This is a genomic window from Enterococcus malodoratus ATCC 43197, assembly GCF_000407185.1.
In the GTDB taxonomy this organism is placed as follows: domain Bacteria; phylum Bacillota; class Bacilli; order Lactobacillales; family Enterococcaceae; genus Enterococcus_A; species Enterococcus_A malodoratus.
The window spans coordinates 739,397-755,066 of sequence record NZ_KE136482.1 but is presented as its reverse complement, the minus strand read 5'-3'; the positions used below and the strand labels follow the sequence as shown (position 1 = coordinate 755,066).

The following is a 15,670-nucleotide window of genomic DNA, read 5'->3' as shown; positions in this document are numbered from 1 at the left end:
AATGAAAAAAAGATTTATTTTATTTGGAACGTGGCTGATTGTTCAACCAACCTTTTTTGTCTGGAGCTTCCTTGAACAGGAAAAAAGCGATAGTCAGGATACAGCATTGCCGGCAGTGGTTGAATATGAAGACAATCAAGTTCGGATCGTCAAAGCGAATAGAAAGAAAAAAACAAACTTCCCTGATAAGAAGGTGCCAGATATAGGGTCCTTGGAGATGCTGCTTGCCAAGATGGAAAATGAACCTACATCGTCGGGAGATCCACCAAAGACAACAAGTTTAGGCAAGAAAATGAGTTATCTGGCTAAGACGATTCTATTTACAGGATGATCAAGATTTTTTTCATAACGAAAGGTGAAAGAATATGAATAAAAAGGTATTGAATAAAACAGTTTACTTACTAGCAAGCTTCTTTATGATTTTAGGACAGTTAGGAATTATGCAGGTGTTCGCAGAAACAACAAATACGTCATTGCAGATTTCCACTGCTTCAAAAGAGGCCAAAGTCGGTGAGACCTTTGCAGTAGATCTGCAAGGAACACCTGAGCAGTTAAGCAATTTTCAATTTACTAAAGATGGATCGATTTCTGAAGTGAAAAAAGAAACGATCAATGACAATCAACAAAAGATTTATTTGAAAGGCAATAAAGCCGGTACATTTAAACTAGCGGGAAAATCAGGCACAACAGTAACAAATGAACTATCCATCACCATTACTGATGGTCACCAAGCTACCCAAAACAGTGCGGCGGTTTCGCCTAATTTACCTGTAGAAGGAAACTCAATCTCTACGCCGGTTGAAAAGGCTGGCATCCAACCTGCTGCTGGAAATTTAACTCCCGATCCTAAGGCAGCTGGCGATGATCCGGGTGTCACACTGACGGCTACGAATCCGATCGGCTCACAGCAGCAAGTTGAATTAGATGTTACACTCTCTACTTCTGCGGGGAAACTAAGCAAAGATGGATCGGTTAGTGTTTCTATCCCTAAAACCATTGTTCAGGACCCAAGTCAATTGGCTGATCAAATCGTTATTGGAGATCCATTCTCCTTGGGTACACCAGCATATAGTGAAGATGCCAATGGAAACTATGTTCTTAACGTAAAGTACGATTCGACGAAAATCGACCAAACATCTGCTCAAGGATATACCTTCAAGGTCCGATTCAGAGCACCGTATTTTGAAAATAATGAAACAGTTCCTAAGGAAGTAAACTTTGGCGTGCAATTAGACGTAAATGGGGAACGGGTCAGTGAAGATAAAAAGACTTCTGAAACACAGCCTTCCCAAAGCGGCGCTCCAGCATTTCTTAAATACAGCGGTCTGCCCTATAACGAAATAAATGGGCAGAAAGTTTATTTGCTCGATACTACGCCAGATACCTACAATAATAATTTTGTGATTATCGTGAATTATAATCATAACAGCTATGACAACGTGACTGTAAATGATCAGTTGCCTAATAATACTGTTCTTCATGATGGATACAAAATATTAACAGATGTCACTTCAGGCGATGCGTCACCATATAAACACATAAACATTTATAAAGTAGATCAATGGAATTCGAATGGAACACCAAAACATTATACCTATGTAACGTCTGATTTTAAGGATAAAATCTCTACAACAGATGGGTCCTTATCAGTCAATCTTGGTGGAGTCAGCTCGAATGATGCCTATGTCATTACTTATGGATTATCGGTGGACCCTACCGTCACGGCAAAAGACTTTGGAACGAGATACAATGATGCACGAGAATTAGAAAATGGCTCGCAAATCAATCAAAGCAAAGTTCCAATGATCATTGATGACAGTCATTATCAAGCCATCAAATTAAATAAAACCGTCGATCAAAAAACACTGGCATCGAAAAAAGGTACTATCGGCTATTCATTAACGCTATCCAGCTCAAGCGATGTCGTTCATGCGGGTACCATTATTACCGATCCATTGCCAGAAAATACCCGTTTTGATAAGACGACTTCGTATGATCCTAACTATATTTCGGAAGTCAGCTATGATAAAACGAAGAATAGTATTTCCTATAAACTATTAAAAGACATCCATGCAAATGAAAGTACAGCAATAAAATTCGATGTCTCGTATGCAAATGCAGCGTCTGTCCCAGGTGAAAAAATAGTCAATAAAGCCTCTATTAACTATGCGGGCAGTACAATCTACAGTAATGATGTCACAACGACACTAGCAGGTAGTGCTTATTTATACAAAACAGATAAAGATTCAGGCGATCCGTTAGCGAATGCAGAATTTAAGATCGTTGATTCCGCCAATAAAACGATTGTTGAAGGCTTAACCTCGGATGGAAACGGCTTTATCAATTCAGGATTATTAGATCCGGGAAATTATTCATTTATCGAGGTCAAAGCACCTAACGGATACGATTTAGACAACACGCCGATTCCGTTTGTAGTGAAGGAGGGGCAAGAAACACCCATCAATCTATCTGTGACGAACAAAAAAACACTGACAGGAACCGTTGTACTAACCAAAATGGATTCAAAAAGTGAAGCCCCATTGCAAGGTGCGGTCTTCGAACTAAGAGACAAAGATGGAAAAGTCCAACAAACTGGTTTAACAACTGGCTCTGATGGAAAACTAACGATTGATAATCTAGTACCGGGCGACTATCAATTAATAGAAACAAAAGCCCCAGACGGATATGAGTTAGATAAGACACCATTAACATTTACTATTGAAAAAGACCAGACGAAACCAGTTCAAGTATCAATGATGAATAAGAAAAAAGCTCCTGGAATCGTCATATTGACTAAAATGGATTCAAAAACTGAAGCACCGTTACAAGGAGCGGTCTTTGAATTAAGAGACAAAAACGATAACATTTTAAAAAGTGGGTTAACAACTGGGCCAGATGGAAAACTGACAATTGATAATTTAGCGCCGGGTGAGTATCAATTAATAGAAACAAAAGCGCCAACAGGATACGAGCTAGATAAAACACCACTAACATTTACTATTGAAAAGGACCAGACGAAACCAGTTCAAGTATCAATGATGAATAAACAAAAAGACACTGGAGCGGTCATATTAACGAAAAAAGATGCCACGAGTGGAGAAAACCTGCAAGGCGCTGTTTTTGAATTAGAAAAGCGAGATGGCACACCTTTAAAAAGTGGTCTACCAACCGGGGCCGATGGGAAACTAGCAATCGATAACTTAGTACCAGGAGAGTACCAGCTAGTTGAAACAAAGGCGCCGACTGGTCACGATTTAGATAAGACGCCAGTCACATTTAAAATTGAAACGGGAAAAGACGCTGCGGTTCAAGTATCAATGACCAATAAACAATCTGTTGATAGTGTTGTACTAACTAAAACGGATGACGCTACTGGAGAAAACTTGCAAGGAGCGGTCTTTAAATTAGAAAAACAAGATGGCACACCATTAAAAAACGGCTTAACTACCGGACCAGATGGAAAACTAGCAGTTAATAACTTAGCTCCAGGCAAGTATCAATTTATCGAAACCCAAGCGCCAACAGGATATGAACTAGATAAAACCCCGGTCAGCTTTACTATTGAAAAAGACCAGGAAACTGCGGTTCAAGTATCAAAAACGAATAAGGCAACTCCCGGAGCGGTTATTTTAGAAAAGATCGACTCTGAGACCGGAAGTAAATTAGCCGGTGCCACTTTTGAACTAAGAGATAAAGACAATAAAGTGGTTCTTAAAAATCTGGTCACTGATAGCAATGGGAAATTAGCGATTAAAAAATTGCATGCCGGCAACTATCAATTAATAGAAACAAAAGCACCAGAGGGGTATATATTAGATAAAACTCCGGTCAAGTTCACAATCAAAGCCAATGAAAATACGCAGAAACAATTGACTAAGACCAATAAAGAAAAAGGGAAAACCGTGAGACTTGAAAAAAGAGATGCGTTAACAAATGAAGTTTTAGCCGACGCAAACTTCAAATTAATCGACAATCACGGAAAGACGATTCAAACCAAATTAGTTACCGATAAAAACGGCAGCTTATCTGTCAGCGGATTAAAGAACGGAAAATATAGTCTTGTGGAAACGAAAGCCCCAGACGGCTATATATTAGACCAAATACCGCTTCACTTTGTAATATCCGACAAGACATCGTTTGTCCAATTGACGAAACTGAATATAAGAAAGATCAATCTAACAGTGAAGGTACCACACGTTACTCATCGGTCGCATACTTATTCAGTGAAAACATATCCTAAGACAGGCGAAAGCAAATCTACTGTCTTAACGATAATAGGATTAATAGTCATCGGACTTTTGGCGGTGTTGATGTGGATGAATCGTAGACGTCAACAAGGATAATTTACTCTGCAGTGCTACTATTTCTTAGAATAGTAGTACGATTATGAGTAGGTTCAGAGCATCATCAATTTCAAAATGCACTCGATAGTTAGATTACATGTCTAATTATCGGGTGTATTTCTATTTCTGAAGTTGTGAGTGAAAGCCGCTTTCACAAAAAATCTGCATTTATGAAAGCGCCACCCTATTTGTCGGCATGCCATCGAAATGGTTGAAATCAGGTGGTAAGGTTGAGCTGTACCAATCAGCTGATGGTCGTTGTTAGTTGCTATTGTAATAGTGATTAATACTTGAATAATTGTTGAATTAGGAGGGAAAGTTTATGTTAGTCATTGCCTATATTGGTTTTGGCAACAGTGTTTGCCAATATCACTTGCCATATGTAGAAGCACGTAAAAACAAGATGAAAGTCAAATATATTTACCGCAGAGAAGAAGATCGAGTGGGGGACTTAGAACGGGAAAGCTGGTATCCAGCGATTCAGTTTACGTCGTCGATTGAAGAAGTAATGCAAGATCCTGAAGTGAATCTGATCGTGGTCAACACGCCGGATCAGTTTCATGTTGCCTATACCAAAATGGCCTTAGAGAGTGGAAAGAACGTTCTGACTGAAAAACCTTTCGCTATGACCAGTGAGGAAGCAAAAGAAGTTTTTGCTCTAGCGAAGGAAAAGGGACTTTTGGCTATGGCCAATCAAAATCGTCGTTTTGACGCGGATATGCGCACGGTTCGTAAAGTGATTGAATCCGATGTTTTAGGTGAGCTGATCGAAGTTGAATCTCACTATGATTATTATCGTCCAAGTATTGCGGATCATAAAGGGATGGGTGTTCTTTATGGACTGGCTGTTCATCCGGTTGATCAGATTGTTGGAGAGTTCGGTGTTCCAGAAAAACTTGTCTATGATGTGCGCAGCATTGATAACCCAGGAATCTCGGATGATTATTATGACATTGATTTCTTCTATCCGAATGGATTAAAAGCGATCGTGAAGACCAGCTATTATGTGAAGCTTGATTATCCTAGTTTCATCGTTCATGGGAAAAAAGGAAGCTTCCTGATGCCATCGCTTGGACATAATTCTTCTAAGGCAAAACCGAATGGTCCTTATCCGTTGCCAACAGAGGAATATGATGAAGAATTTTGGGGCGATTTGTCCTATATGGATCAAGAGGGACAAGAAGTGAGTATGAAAGTCCCTGTTGAAAAAGGCGATTACGGCCTTATCTATGACAACATTTTTGATGTCGTAGCTGGTAATGCAGAAAAAATCGTTAAAGATGAAGAAGTTATAGCTGTTTTAGAAATTATCGAAGCAGCAATGAACGTCGCAAAGGAGGCGAAATAATGAAAGTAGGTTTATTAGGTGCAGGAATGATCGTCCATGATTTGCTGAGTTTTGCGGGTGAAATCAGCGAGATGGAACTAGCAGCGATCTGTGCGACGCCATCCGAAGCAACAGTAATTCAAGAATTAGCAGAAACACATGGAATCAACAAACAGTACACTAACTATGATGAGATGTTAAAAGATCCTGACATTGATACTATCTATGTAGGTGTTCCAAATCATCTCCATTATGCGTTTACCAAAAAAGCATTGCTGGCAGATAAACATGTCATTTGTGAGAAGCCCTTCACGTCAAATTATCGGGAAGCGGTGGAACTAGCTGATTTGGCGCAAGAAAAAAACTTGTTTGTTTTAGAAGCTGTTTCTACTCGTTTCTTACCGAATGTATTGAAAATCAAAGAGTTATTGCCAACTTTAGGAGAAATTAAAATCGTATCCGCCAACTATTCACAGTATTCTTCACGCTATGATGCGTTTAAGCAAGGGATCGTTCAACCAGCCTTTGATCCAGAAAAATCGGGCGGTGCGTTGATGGATCTGAATATCTACAATATCAACTTAATGGTTACATTGTTTGGTTCAACCGACAAGGTGAGCTATCAAGGAAATATTCAAAAGGGAATCGATACTTCGGGTATTTTGAACATGGATTACGGGGATTTCAAGGCAGTCTGCATCGCTGCTAAGGATTGTAAAGCACCGATCGTAACTTCGATCCAAGGAGATAAAGGCTGTATTATCATTGAAGATTCTGCCAATGTCGTAGCCAAATTCAAATTATTGATGAATGATTCATCAGATGAGCAGGTTTATGAATTAAATCAAGGAAAACACAGAATGTATCACGAATTTGTGGCCCTTTGCGATATCATTGATCACCAAAAAGCGGAGGAAGCACAAAGATTAATGGACGTCTCATTGGAAACCATGAAGATTCAAACGCAGGCACGAAAAACGGTTGATGTGATTTTTCCTGCAGATGTTAGCACAAGCAACAAATAAGTGTTGGGAATAATGGTAGCGAATTAGGGATTACGAAGACAAAACTGTAATCCCTGAGGCAGACTACCAAAAAATAGGAGGAGCTCCGAATGGATAAACAAAAGAAAAGTTTGATGGATAGATTAACGGACTTTACGAATAAGATTTCCGAACCGCTGGGCAGATTTGCGAATACTATATTATTTCTTCCGTTGTAGCTGGCTTGGTTTCAGTTACGCCGATTATTATGATTGGTTCGATCTTTTTGATTTTGTACGTTTTAGGCTCACCGGATGTAGGAACTAGCGGAAAACCGTTGATCGGCTTTTTAGCACCCTGGGCGACGAAATTTTCGTGGATGAACAGTTTGACAATGAACATGATGTCTCTTTATTGTGCGGTAGCAATTCCTTACCATTATGGGCAAAAGAAAAAAATGAACACATTGACCTGTAGCTTGTTAGGTTTGGCAACATTTTTGATCTTTACCATCAATGGGTATGATGAGGCCGGTGGCATTCTGGTTACAGCATTCAGCGCAACGGGTCTATTCGTTTGTATTATTACGAGCATTATTGGAGTTCAGATTTTGAGATTCTTCTTGGATAGAAATATCACGATCAAAATGCTTGATTCGGTACCGCCTAATGTGGGAAATGCTTTTGGTGCCTTGCTACCATTTGCAACGATCTTCTCTTTGGCGTGGATCATCCGCACAATCATGAACTTTGATATGGTTTCTTGGTTGAATACGATTTTAGAACCGATTATTACTTCGTCTGACAGTCTGTGGATGGCGATGTTCGTGACTTTTGTCTGCCTATTATTATGGAGTGTTGGTCTTCATGGAGACAATATGTTCTTGGCACTATTTACACCATTTGGCCTAATGTGGGTTGATCAAAATGCAAGCGCTTTAGCTGACGGTGTTTCAAAATACGATTTGCCAAACATTTTAGCAGGGTTGGGAAACACGGGCTTGATTCGTCTAACTGTGTGGACTGCCGCCGTTTGGCCACTGCTGTTCTTGATGATTATTTCAAAGAAAAAACAATTCCGCACGATCGGTTTTACCGCTTTAGCACCGGGAATATTCACGATTGTTGAACCGGTGATTTACGGTTTGCCTATCGCATTGAATCCTTATTTGATGATCCCGTTTATTTTAAGCGGAACGATTTCTTCAGGTATCGGCTATCTCTTGATGTCTACGAGTTTCTTCGGCAAGTTTTATGCGGTCGTACCATGGGCAACACCGCCATTTCTATTAGGACCGTTGGGAACCGGTGATGTGAAGACAGCACTTATTCCAATCATTTCTTTTGCGGTCGGAATGGTCATCTATCTTCCGTTCTGGAAAGTCTACAATCAAAGTATTGATGCTGAAGAGCAGCAAAAACTCGAAGAAGCATCTGCTGCCGAAATGATCCAACCCAATGAAGCATAAACAGAAAGGATTTAAACGACAGTCTGTCCTTATATCAAACGAATCAGTTATTTTCTCAGACTAGGATGCTATAATCAAATAGAAGAATCCGTTTACACAGATGCGGCGAGTACCGCACGTAAAGTGGAGCATATCCTAAAACATCCTAAACTGAGGAGTGAGGAAATGATTATTAAACAATTACAAGAGGGAACGGCCTTTACCCATCAGGAAAAGGCGGTCGTTCATTTTATTTTGGAAAATCAAGAATGCATTTTAGATAAAACCGCAAAAGAAATTGCGTTGCTGACTTTAACTAGTCCGGCGACTATTAATCGACTGTGCAAAAAACTTGGGTTCAAGAGCTATCATGAGTTTCAGCTGCAATATGTCAGTGAATATGCTCAAAACAAGAAAAATGATCAAACAAAGTTGGATGTCATTGCGTCAAATATTGAATTGTCCGAAACGGTTGAAGGCTTGTACCAGGAAACTGTTCGTTATACTCAGGAAATGATCAAGAAAAATTCCCTGAATCGTATTGTCAATCGGTTGGTTCATTCCAACCGAATTGATTTTTACGCGAACGACGCGAATTTCACTCGAGTACAAGGAGCGTGCTTGAAATTAAGCAGTCTCGGAATCAACACGCAGGTTTTTAACACTTACAACGATTTTTATAGCGGAACATTGACGGATAATGGTAGTGTGGCGATCTTAGTCAGCCACACCGGAAAGAATCCAGTAATGATAAATGCCGCTATGGAATTGCGGCGTAAAAATATATATACGATCGCATTGACTAGTAATGTAAACCGAAAATTAGATTTGCTTTGCAATGAAAGTCTCTATATTTATTCGGGACACTATGAGTTGACCTCGCTGCAATATGGGGTTTCAGTCGATTATCTATTGGACGTTATCTATACCTGTCTAGTTGCTCGAAAACGCAAGAATCCTTTTGATTATGATCCCGCGGATTATGAACCTCAGTCTTAAATAGTTGAAAATAGGAAGGAAAGAATTCGATGAAAACAATCATGTTAGTATGTGCCGCTGGAATGAGTACCAGCTTATTAGTAACCAAAATGGAAAAGGCTGCGCAGGCGCAAGGAGTAGAAGCCAATATTTTTGCATTGTCTGCATCAGAAGCGGATCCTGAAATCGAAAAAGGAGCAATTGATGTGATTTTGTTAGGTCCGCAAGTTCGTTTTATGTTGAAACAATTTGAGGAAAAAGCTGCCAAAATCAATGCTCCGGTCGTAATCATTGATATGCAGGATTATGGCACAATGAACGGAGAAAAAGTCTTCGCGACGGCTCTTCAATTGATGGAAGCGGGGGCTTGATTAATGGAAAATCAAAATTTAGAAGTAATCATGGGCTTGATCGTACATGGCGGTAACGCTAAAAGTTATGCGATGGAAGCTATCCAATCAGCGAAAGATCAGCAGTTTGAAGAAGCAGATAAAAGTATTGGACTCGCGAAAGAATCATTGGTAGAAGCGCACCATACTCAGACTGGATTGTTGACGGCTGAAGCCGCTGGCGATAATACAGAGATTTCTTTATTGATGGTTCATAGCCAGGATCATCTGATGACATCAATCGCCTTTACAGATCTAGCGGAAGAATTAGTCGCTATTTATAGAAAGATAGCTTGAGGATCGGTTGAATATTTTTTTATATAGGAAAGGAGTGTCCAAATGGTACAAAATGATTTTTTATGGGGCGGCGCATTAGCTGCTCACCAATTTGAAGGCGGCTGGAACAGCGACGGAAAAGGGCCTAGTGTGATTGATGTAATTACAGCAGGTGCTCACGGAAAACCCAGAGTGATTATGGATGAAATCAAAGAAGAGGTTTTTTATCCAAATCATGAGGCCATCGATTTTTATCATCGGTATAAAGAAGATATTGCCTTGTTTGCGGAAATGGGTTTGAAGTGTCTGCGTACATCGATTGCTTGGGCCAGAATTTTCCCAATGGGGGATGAAGAGGAGCCGAATGAAGAAGGCTTAGCTTTTTATGATCGAGTGTTTGATGAATTACTAAAGCATGGTATCGAACCAGTCATCACGCTGTCTCATTTTGAAATGCCGCTTCATTTAGCGAAGAAATATGGCGGCTTCAGAAATCGAAAAGTTATTGATTATTTCGAAAAATTTGCGGAAACGGTTTTTGAACGCTACAACGGTAAAGTAAAATACTGGATGACCTTCAACGAGATCAACAATCAAATGGATACCAAAAACCCGCTATTTTTATGGACGAACTCCGGCGTTACCGTCGCAGAAGGCGAAAACCCGCGGGAAGTGATGTATCAGGTTGCGCATCATGAATTAGTCGCAAGTGCGAAAGCGGTGATTGCGGGGAAGAAAATTAATCCTGATTTTCAAATCGGCTGTATGATTTCGCACGTCCCGATCTATCCTTATTCTTGCGATCCAGAAGATATCATGGCGGCGGAAGAGGCAATGCACGAACGGTTTTTCTTCGCCGATGTGCATGTTAGAGGAAACTATCCACGTTATGCTTTAAAAGAGTTGGAGAGAAATGGCTTTGTCTTAGATATTTCCGAGGATGATTTAGATGTCCTGAAAAAGGGAACGGTCGATTATGTCGGCTTCAGTTATTACATGTCGACGGTGGTTAAGGCTGGTACTGAAAACCAAGCAAAGGATATAGTCAACGGCGGGCTGGCAAATTCTGTCAGCAACCCTTATTTAGAGGTCAGTGATTGGGATTGGGCAATCGATCCAGTCGGATTACGTTATTCTTTGAATCGGCTTTATGATCGCTATCAATTACCTTTATTTATCGTTGAAAATGGGTTCGGAGCGATTGATCGTTTGGAGGAAGATGGCTCCATTCATGATGAAGCACGCATGGCATACTTAAGTGCGCATATCGAGGCGTTGAAAAAGGCTGTTGATTATGACGGCGTAGAACTTTTGGGTTATACACCATGGGGCATCATCGATCTGGTTTCTTTCACAACTGGTGAGATGAAGAAACGCTACGGCATGATTTATGTTGATCGAGACAACGAAGGAAATGGATCAATGAAACGTTATAAAAAAGATTCATTTGAGTGGTATAAAAAAGTGATTCAATCCAATGGAGACGATATTGACGTTTAGAAAAACTGAAATATAATTCAGGTCCTTTATCAAAATAAATGAGCCCTAATGATCAAAGAATCATTAGGGCTTTTTTAAGTGATTAAATTTTTTTAGAAGTGAGCAGGGCTACAAACTTGATTCTCTGACAACAAGAGAGACTGGAATCAGTATGGCATCTCCTGTTTCGCCAGGACTCGCAATTATTTTCAGCAAGCTATCTACAGCTGCTGCGGCGATCTTATCGGTATCTTGTTTGACAGAAGATAGAGTTGGCGAAGAGTACTTATCCTGAGGCATATTGTCAAAGCCGATCACTTTGATATCTTCGGGAATTTTCTTGCCTAGTTTAGCAATCTTTTGAAGAAGTTCCATCGCGATCGAGTCATTAATCGCAAAGATGCCATCGACAGGATTTTCATTTATAAATTTACTGATTACTTCGGGAAAATCCTCTGTATGAATATCTGCGATCAAGACGTTTTTCTCTTTGGAAAAAGCGATGTTATTTTTCTTCAGTGCATCCTTAAATCCATTGTAGCGTTCTTTACCGGAAGAGGACCTTCTCGCATGCATCGCAATGACTGGTGATTTGCAGCCAGAATGTATCAGCGCTTCGGTTGCTTCGAACGCTCCTTGGTAATGATTGGAGGAAATAAAGACGGTAGAATCTTTATCCTTCGGTTCTCGATCAATACAGATATACGGGATATCTTTTTCTGATCGAGTATAGTCAAAACCAAATTCATTGGCTCCTGAAATGACAATCAAACCGTCAACACCTTTGCTCTCAAGCATTTGAAGATAGGCCGCTTCTTTTTCATTGTTTCTTGTTGTATTGCAGATGATTGTGGAATAGCCCTTATCAAAAAGAATTTCCTCAATTTTCTGCACGACATCGGAGAAGAAATAGTTACTGATGTCGGGGACGAGGATACCAATCGAAAAGGATTTATTCATTCGTAAGCTTTTCGCGCTGTAATTCATTTGATAGCCCGTTTCATCGATGACTTTCAATACTTTTTTTCTCGTTTCTTCTGAAAAGCGGCCATTATTGTTAATGACTCTTGAAACAGTAGCCACTGAAACACCGCTTAATTTTGCTATATCTTTAATCGAATACTTTTTCATAAATATCGATCCTTTCGAGTAATCGTTACCACTGCTTAATTGTTTACTCTGTCATTTTCTCATATCTAAGAGGACCTTTCAACTAACTAAATAAAAATTGTCATTGACAATAGAGGTATAGGGTGCTATATTCTAAACATAAAAGGTAAAACGATTACCCAATTATTTTTTCAATCTTTGAGTAATCGTTATCTCAAAAAGGAGATGTTTTCTATGGAAAGACTACTTTGTCCATCAATGATGTGCGCAGATTTTTCAAATTTGGAAAAAGACACGATTGCTTTGGATCAAGCAGGCACTGACATTTTCCACATGGATATCATGGATGGTGCATTTGTACCGAACTTCGGCATGGGGTTACAGGATTTTGAATTAGTTCGATCAGTTACTAAGAAGCCGGTGGATGTTCACCTAATGATTCAAAACCCCGGAAACTATGTGGAAAAATTTGCTGATTTAGGTGCTGATATCATCTATATTCATCCCGAAGCTGATCAGCAAGTGACACGAACTTTGGATGTCATTCGTTCAAAAGGAAAGAAAGCGGGAATCGCGCTAAATCCGGGAACCCCGATTGATAGTATCAAGGAACTTTTACCGATCGTTGATTACGTCATGGTTATGACTGTCAATCCAGGTTTTGCGGGTCAGAAGTATCTTGAATATACGAATGAAAAGGTGAAGGAATTGGTAAGACTTGGTTCCGAACACGGCTTTAAGGTAATGGTCGATGGGGCGATTTCGCCAGAGAAAGTTAAGGAGTTAAGCAAAGTCGGTGTAACAGGCTTCATTTTAGGTACCTCATCGGTATTTGGCAAAGCAAAGCCGTATAAAGAAATTTTTGATAATTTAAGAGTCATTTAGGAGGAAGCAGCATGAAAATCGCAATTGGCAGTGATCACGTAGGAATCGAATTGAAACCAACTATTATTGAATACTTGGAAGAATTAGGACATCAGGTAACTGATTTTGGTCCATTTTCCGCTGAGCGAACAGATTATCCTGTTTACGGAAAAAAAGTGGCCCAAGAAGTAGCAAGCAAGAACTTTGATTTAGGCGTATTAATTTGTGGTACAGGCGTCGGGATTTCGATTTCAGCAAATAAAGTGCATGGAATCAGAGCAGTCGTATGTAGTGAACCATACTCAGCGAAGTTATCGAGACAACATAACAATACCAATATTTTAGCATTTGGTTCTAGAGTAATCGGCAGCGAATTGGCAAAAATGATCGTGAAGGAATGGTTAGATGCTGAATTTGAGGGGGAACGTCACGGCAAACGAATCGAAATGATCGCAGAAATCGAAGAAGAGAATCAATAGGATTTTAACTGGGATGTAACTGTTAGTCAGAAGGGCTACTGGGACAAGCCAATAGCGAGTATTCGTAAATATACCGGAAAAGTGGCAAGCTATTTTAGAAATAAAAAGGCTGTTTCAGTATCCTTTTTGAGTAATCGATTAACTAGGAGGTTATAACATGGATAAACAATTAGGTAAAAAAATTCTCGAATTAGTTGGAGGAGAAGAAAACGTTCAGTCTATCACACATTGTGCTACTCGACTTAGAATGTCTTTTAAGGACAAGTCAAAAGTAGAAGATACGGCTATCGGAAAATTGAATGGTGTCTTAAGTACAATGGAAAAAGGTGGACAGTATCAAGTTGTTATAGGGCCAGCAGTCGATTCAGTCTATAAAGATGTTGTAGCAAATACCAAATTTGAAAGCGATTCATCCGGTGGAGGGGACTCACAGGAAAAGAAAAATATTGTGACTATTTTCTTAGATACAGTTGCCGGGATCTTCACACCGCTTTTACCCTTACTCGCAGGTTCAGGTGTATTAAGAGGAATTGTTCTATTATTGACGCAAGTTGGGCTTCTTTCAGATACAAGCAGCACTTATACGATCCTTACTGTCTCATCGACTGCCGTTTTTTATTTCTTGCCGATTCTTTTGGCATTTACATCAGCTAAGAAATTTGGCGCAAATCAATATGTGGCCGTTGCGATAATGGGCGCCTTGATCATGCCAGATTTCATGAATTTGATGGGTGATGGCGGCAATGGAACTGTTTCTAGTTTTATCGGAATTCCGGTCGTATTGATGGGGTATAGTTCCACTGTAATTCCAGCTGTTTTAGCTGTATGGTGCCAATCGAAATTAGAGAAGTTTTTGAAAAAAATTATCCCGTTGAGTCTGCATTTATTGTTTGTCTCTTTGATTACTTTATTAGTTATGGTACCGTTAACCGCTATTGTATTCGGTCCATTTGGTGTCTATGTTGGGGAAGCCTTCGCTAATTTAGTCAATGCCTTAATGAGTTTTAACGGTTGGATCGCTGGAGCGTTTATCGGCGGTATTTGGAATGTTATGGTTATTTTCGGACTGCAATGGGCGGTGAATCCGGTAATGATTCAAAATATCAGCGTGTTAGGCTTTGACAAGATCGTTCCGTTAACTGGTGCTGCCAATTTTGGTATGGCAGGTGCGGCGATGGGAACATTTTTGAAGACGAAAGATTCAGAAATGAAATCGTTCTCTTTCTCAGCACTGCTTTCGATTTTCTTCGCAGGAATTACTGAACCAGCGATTTATGGTATCGCGGTGAAATATAAGAAACCTTTGATTGGTGCTGTAATTGGCGGTGCCGCTGGCGGCGCATTTATCGGTGGTATGGGCGTGAATGCCTATGCATTTGTATTTGGCGGTTTAACAACGATCCCTGCATTTATTGGCGATACGTTGGTTTATTACTTAATTGGCTTAGCAATTTGTTTCGTGGTTGGAACAATCGCGACGATTATTCTTGGTATTGACGAAGATTTAGAAGAAACATCAGCGCTCAGCTCTGTTTCAAAAGGCAACGAAGTAATTTCTCTACCTATTTCAGGAGACGTCATCAAATTGGAAGACGTAAAAGATGAGGTATTTTCATCTGGCGCGATGGGAAAAGGTTTGGCGATCATTCCAGATAATGGAAATTTATACGCTCCTTTTGATGGTGTCGTGACAATGCTTTTTGCCACAAAACATGCGATTGGCTTAACTTCGGATCAGGGCAATGAAGTCTTGATTCATATTGGTATGGATACTGTGGAATTGAATGGGGAGCTCTTTACGACTTATGTGAAACAAGGTGATAAAGTCAAACGAGGCGACCGTCTAATCTCATTTGATAAAGATGCAATTTCCAAAAAAGGCTATGACTTGACAACTCCTATCGTAATAACAAATGCTGCCGATAAGGACATTGAATTTTCTAAGTATGGAAAAATGGAACAGGGAATAGAGATTGCGAGCATTCAATAGAATAA

13 protein-coding genes are annotated in these 15,670 nt (G+C 39.9%); 12 read left to right on the top strand and 1 reads right to left on the bottom strand.

The window, feature by feature from the left end; genetic code table 11:
* The first annotated feature begins 1 nt into the window (after nucleotide 1).
* From I585_RS13455 to I585_RS13415, 9 genes are all read left to right on the top strand, one after another.
* Entirely contained in the window at nucleotides 2-331 is a 330-nt protein-coding gene (locus I585_RS13455; RefSeq protein WP_010742340.1) for a hypothetical protein, read from the top strand.
* A gap of 34 nt (nucleotides 332-365) precedes the next feature.
* Nucleotides 366-4,343 carry a SpaA isopeptide-forming pilin-related protein gene (locus I585_RS13450; RefSeq protein WP_010742339.1) on the top strand — a complete coding sequence of 1,326 codons (3,978 nt, stop codon included), beginning with the start codon at nucleotides 366-368 and terminating at the stop codon, nucleotides 4,341-4,343.
* A gap of 322 nt (nucleotides 4,344-4,665) precedes the next feature.
* Nucleotides 4,666-5,691, top strand: coding sequence for a Gfo/Idh/MocA family oxidoreductase (locus I585_RS13445; protein WP_010742338.1), 1,026 nt, complete (start codon nucleotides 4,666-4,668; stop codon nucleotides 5,689-5,691).
* Nucleotides 5,691-6,695, top strand: a complete 1,005-nt coding sequence (locus I585_RS13440) for a Gfo/Idh/MocA family protein (protein WP_010742337.1) — start codon at nucleotides 5,691-5,693, stop codon at nucleotides 6,693-6,695. The genes I585_RS13445 and I585_RS13440 overlap by 1 nt, the downstream gene beginning before the upstream one ends.
* A gap of 202 nt (nucleotides 6,696-6,897) precedes the next feature.
* Nucleotides 6,898-8,121 carry a PTS sugar transporter subunit IIC gene (locus I585_RS13435; RefSeq protein ID WP_244265997.1) on the top strand — a complete coding sequence of 408 codons (1,224 nt, stop codon included), beginning with the start codon at nucleotides 6,898-6,900 and terminating at the stop codon, nucleotides 8,119-8,121.
* A 165-nt stretch (nucleotides 8,122-8,286) separates the two neighbouring features.
* Nucleotides 8,287-9,099 (top strand): MurR/RpiR family transcriptional regulator, encoded by an 813-nt coding sequence (locus tag I585_RS13430; RefSeq protein ID WP_010742334.1) that lies wholly within the window; start codon nucleotides 8,287-8,289, stop codon nucleotides 9,097-9,099.
* Nucleotides 9,100-9,128: 29 nt separating this feature from the next.
* Entirely contained in the window at nucleotides 9,129-9,449 is a 321-nt protein-coding gene (locus I585_RS13425) for a PTS sugar transporter subunit IIB (protein ID WP_010742333.1), read from the top strand.
* 3 nt (nucleotides 9,450-9,452) lie between these two features.
* On the top strand, nucleotides 9,453-9,764 hold the full coding sequence (locus I585_RS13420; RefSeq protein ID WP_010742332.1) for a PTS lactose/cellobiose transporter subunit IIA: 312 nt from the start codon (nucleotides 9,453-9,455) through the stop codon (nucleotides 9,762-9,764).
* Between the two features lie 42 nt (nucleotides 9,765-9,806).
* Nucleotides 9,807-11,243: a 6-phospho-beta-glucosidase gene (locus I585_RS13415; RefSeq protein ID WP_010742331.1), complete on the top strand. Its 1,437-nt coding sequence runs from the start codon at nucleotides 9,807-9,809 to the stop codon at nucleotides 11,241-11,243.
* Nucleotides 11,244-11,351: 108 nt separating this feature from the next.
* Here I585_RS13415 and I585_RS13410 read toward each other — a convergent pair whose 3' ends face one another.
* Nucleotides 11,352-12,353 carry a LacI family DNA-binding transcriptional regulator gene (locus I585_RS13410; RefSeq protein ID WP_010742330.1) on the bottom strand — a complete coding sequence of 334 codons (1,002 nt, stop codon included), beginning with the start codon at nucleotides 12,351-12,353 and terminating at the stop codon, nucleotides 11,352-11,354.
* 213 nt (nucleotides 12,354-12,566) lie between these two features.
* On the opposite strand from I585_RS13410, the gene rpe reads away from it, so the two are divergent.
* From rpe to I585_RS13395, 3 genes are all read left to right on the top strand, one after another.
* Entirely contained in the window at nucleotides 12,567-13,217 is a 651-nt protein-coding gene (gene rpe, locus I585_RS13405) for a ribulose-phosphate 3-epimerase (RefSeq protein WP_010742329.1), read from the top strand.
* Between the two features lie 11 nt (nucleotides 13,218-13,228).
* Entirely contained in the window at nucleotides 13,229-13,675 is a 447-nt protein-coding gene (rpiB, locus tag I585_RS13400; RefSeq protein ID WP_010742328.1) for a ribose 5-phosphate isomerase B, read from the top strand.
* 157 nt (nucleotides 13,676-13,832) lie between these two features.
* Nucleotides 13,833-15,665 (top strand): beta-glucoside-specific PTS transporter subunit IIABC, encoded by a 1,833-nt coding sequence (locus I585_RS13395; protein ID WP_010742327.1) that lies wholly within the window; start codon nucleotides 13,833-13,835, stop codon nucleotides 15,663-15,665.
* Nucleotides 15,666-15,670: the final 5 nt, after the last annotated feature.

Excerpts from the sequence above, each read along its gene's own strand:
- I585_RS13450 (WP_010742339.1), top strand. The coding sequence starts at position 366 with ATGAATAAAAAGGTATTGAATAAAACAGTTTACTTACTAGCAAGCTTC.
- I585_RS13425 (WP_010742333.1), top strand. The coding sequence starts at position 9,129 with ATGAAAACAATCATGTTAGTATGTGCCGCTGGAATGAGTACCAGCTTA.
- I585_RS13455 (WP_010742340.1), top strand. The coding sequence starts at position 2 with ATGAAAAAAAGATTTATTTTATTTGGAACGTGGCTGATTGTTCAACCA.
- rpiB (WP_010742328.1), top strand. The coding sequence starts at position 13,229 with ATGAAAATCGCAATTGGCAGTGATCACGTAGGAATCGAATTGAAACCA.
- I585_RS13440 (WP_010742337.1), top strand. The coding sequence starts at position 5,691 with ATGAAAGTAGGTTTATTAGGTGCAGGAATGATCGTCCATGATTTGCTG.
- I585_RS13420 (WP_010742332.1), top strand. The coding sequence starts at position 9,453 with ATGGAAAATCAAAATTTAGAAGTAATCATGGGCTTGATCGTACATGGC.
- I585_RS13410 (WP_010742330.1), bottom strand. The coding sequence starts at position 12,353 with ATGAAAAAGTATTCGATTAAAGATATAGCAAAATTAAGCGGTGTTTCA.
- I585_RS13415 (WP_010742331.1), top strand. The coding sequence starts at position 9,807 with ATGGTACAAAATGATTTTTTATGGGGCGGCGCATTAGCTGCTCACCAA.
- I585_RS13395 (WP_010742327.1), top strand. The coding sequence starts at position 13,833 with ATGGATAAACAATTAGGTAAAAAAATTCTCGAATTAGTTGGAGGAGAA.
- I585_RS13430 (WP_010742334.1), top strand. The coding sequence starts at position 8,287 with ATGATTATTAAACAATTACAAGAGGGAACGGCCTTTACCCATCAGGAA.
- I585_RS13445 (WP_010742338.1), top strand. The coding sequence starts at position 4,666 with ATGTTAGTCATTGCCTATATTGGTTTTGGCAACAGTGTTTGCCAATAT.
- rpe (WP_010742329.1), top strand. The coding sequence starts at position 12,567 with ATGGAAAGACTACTTTGTCCATCAATGATGTGCGCAGATTTTTCAAAT.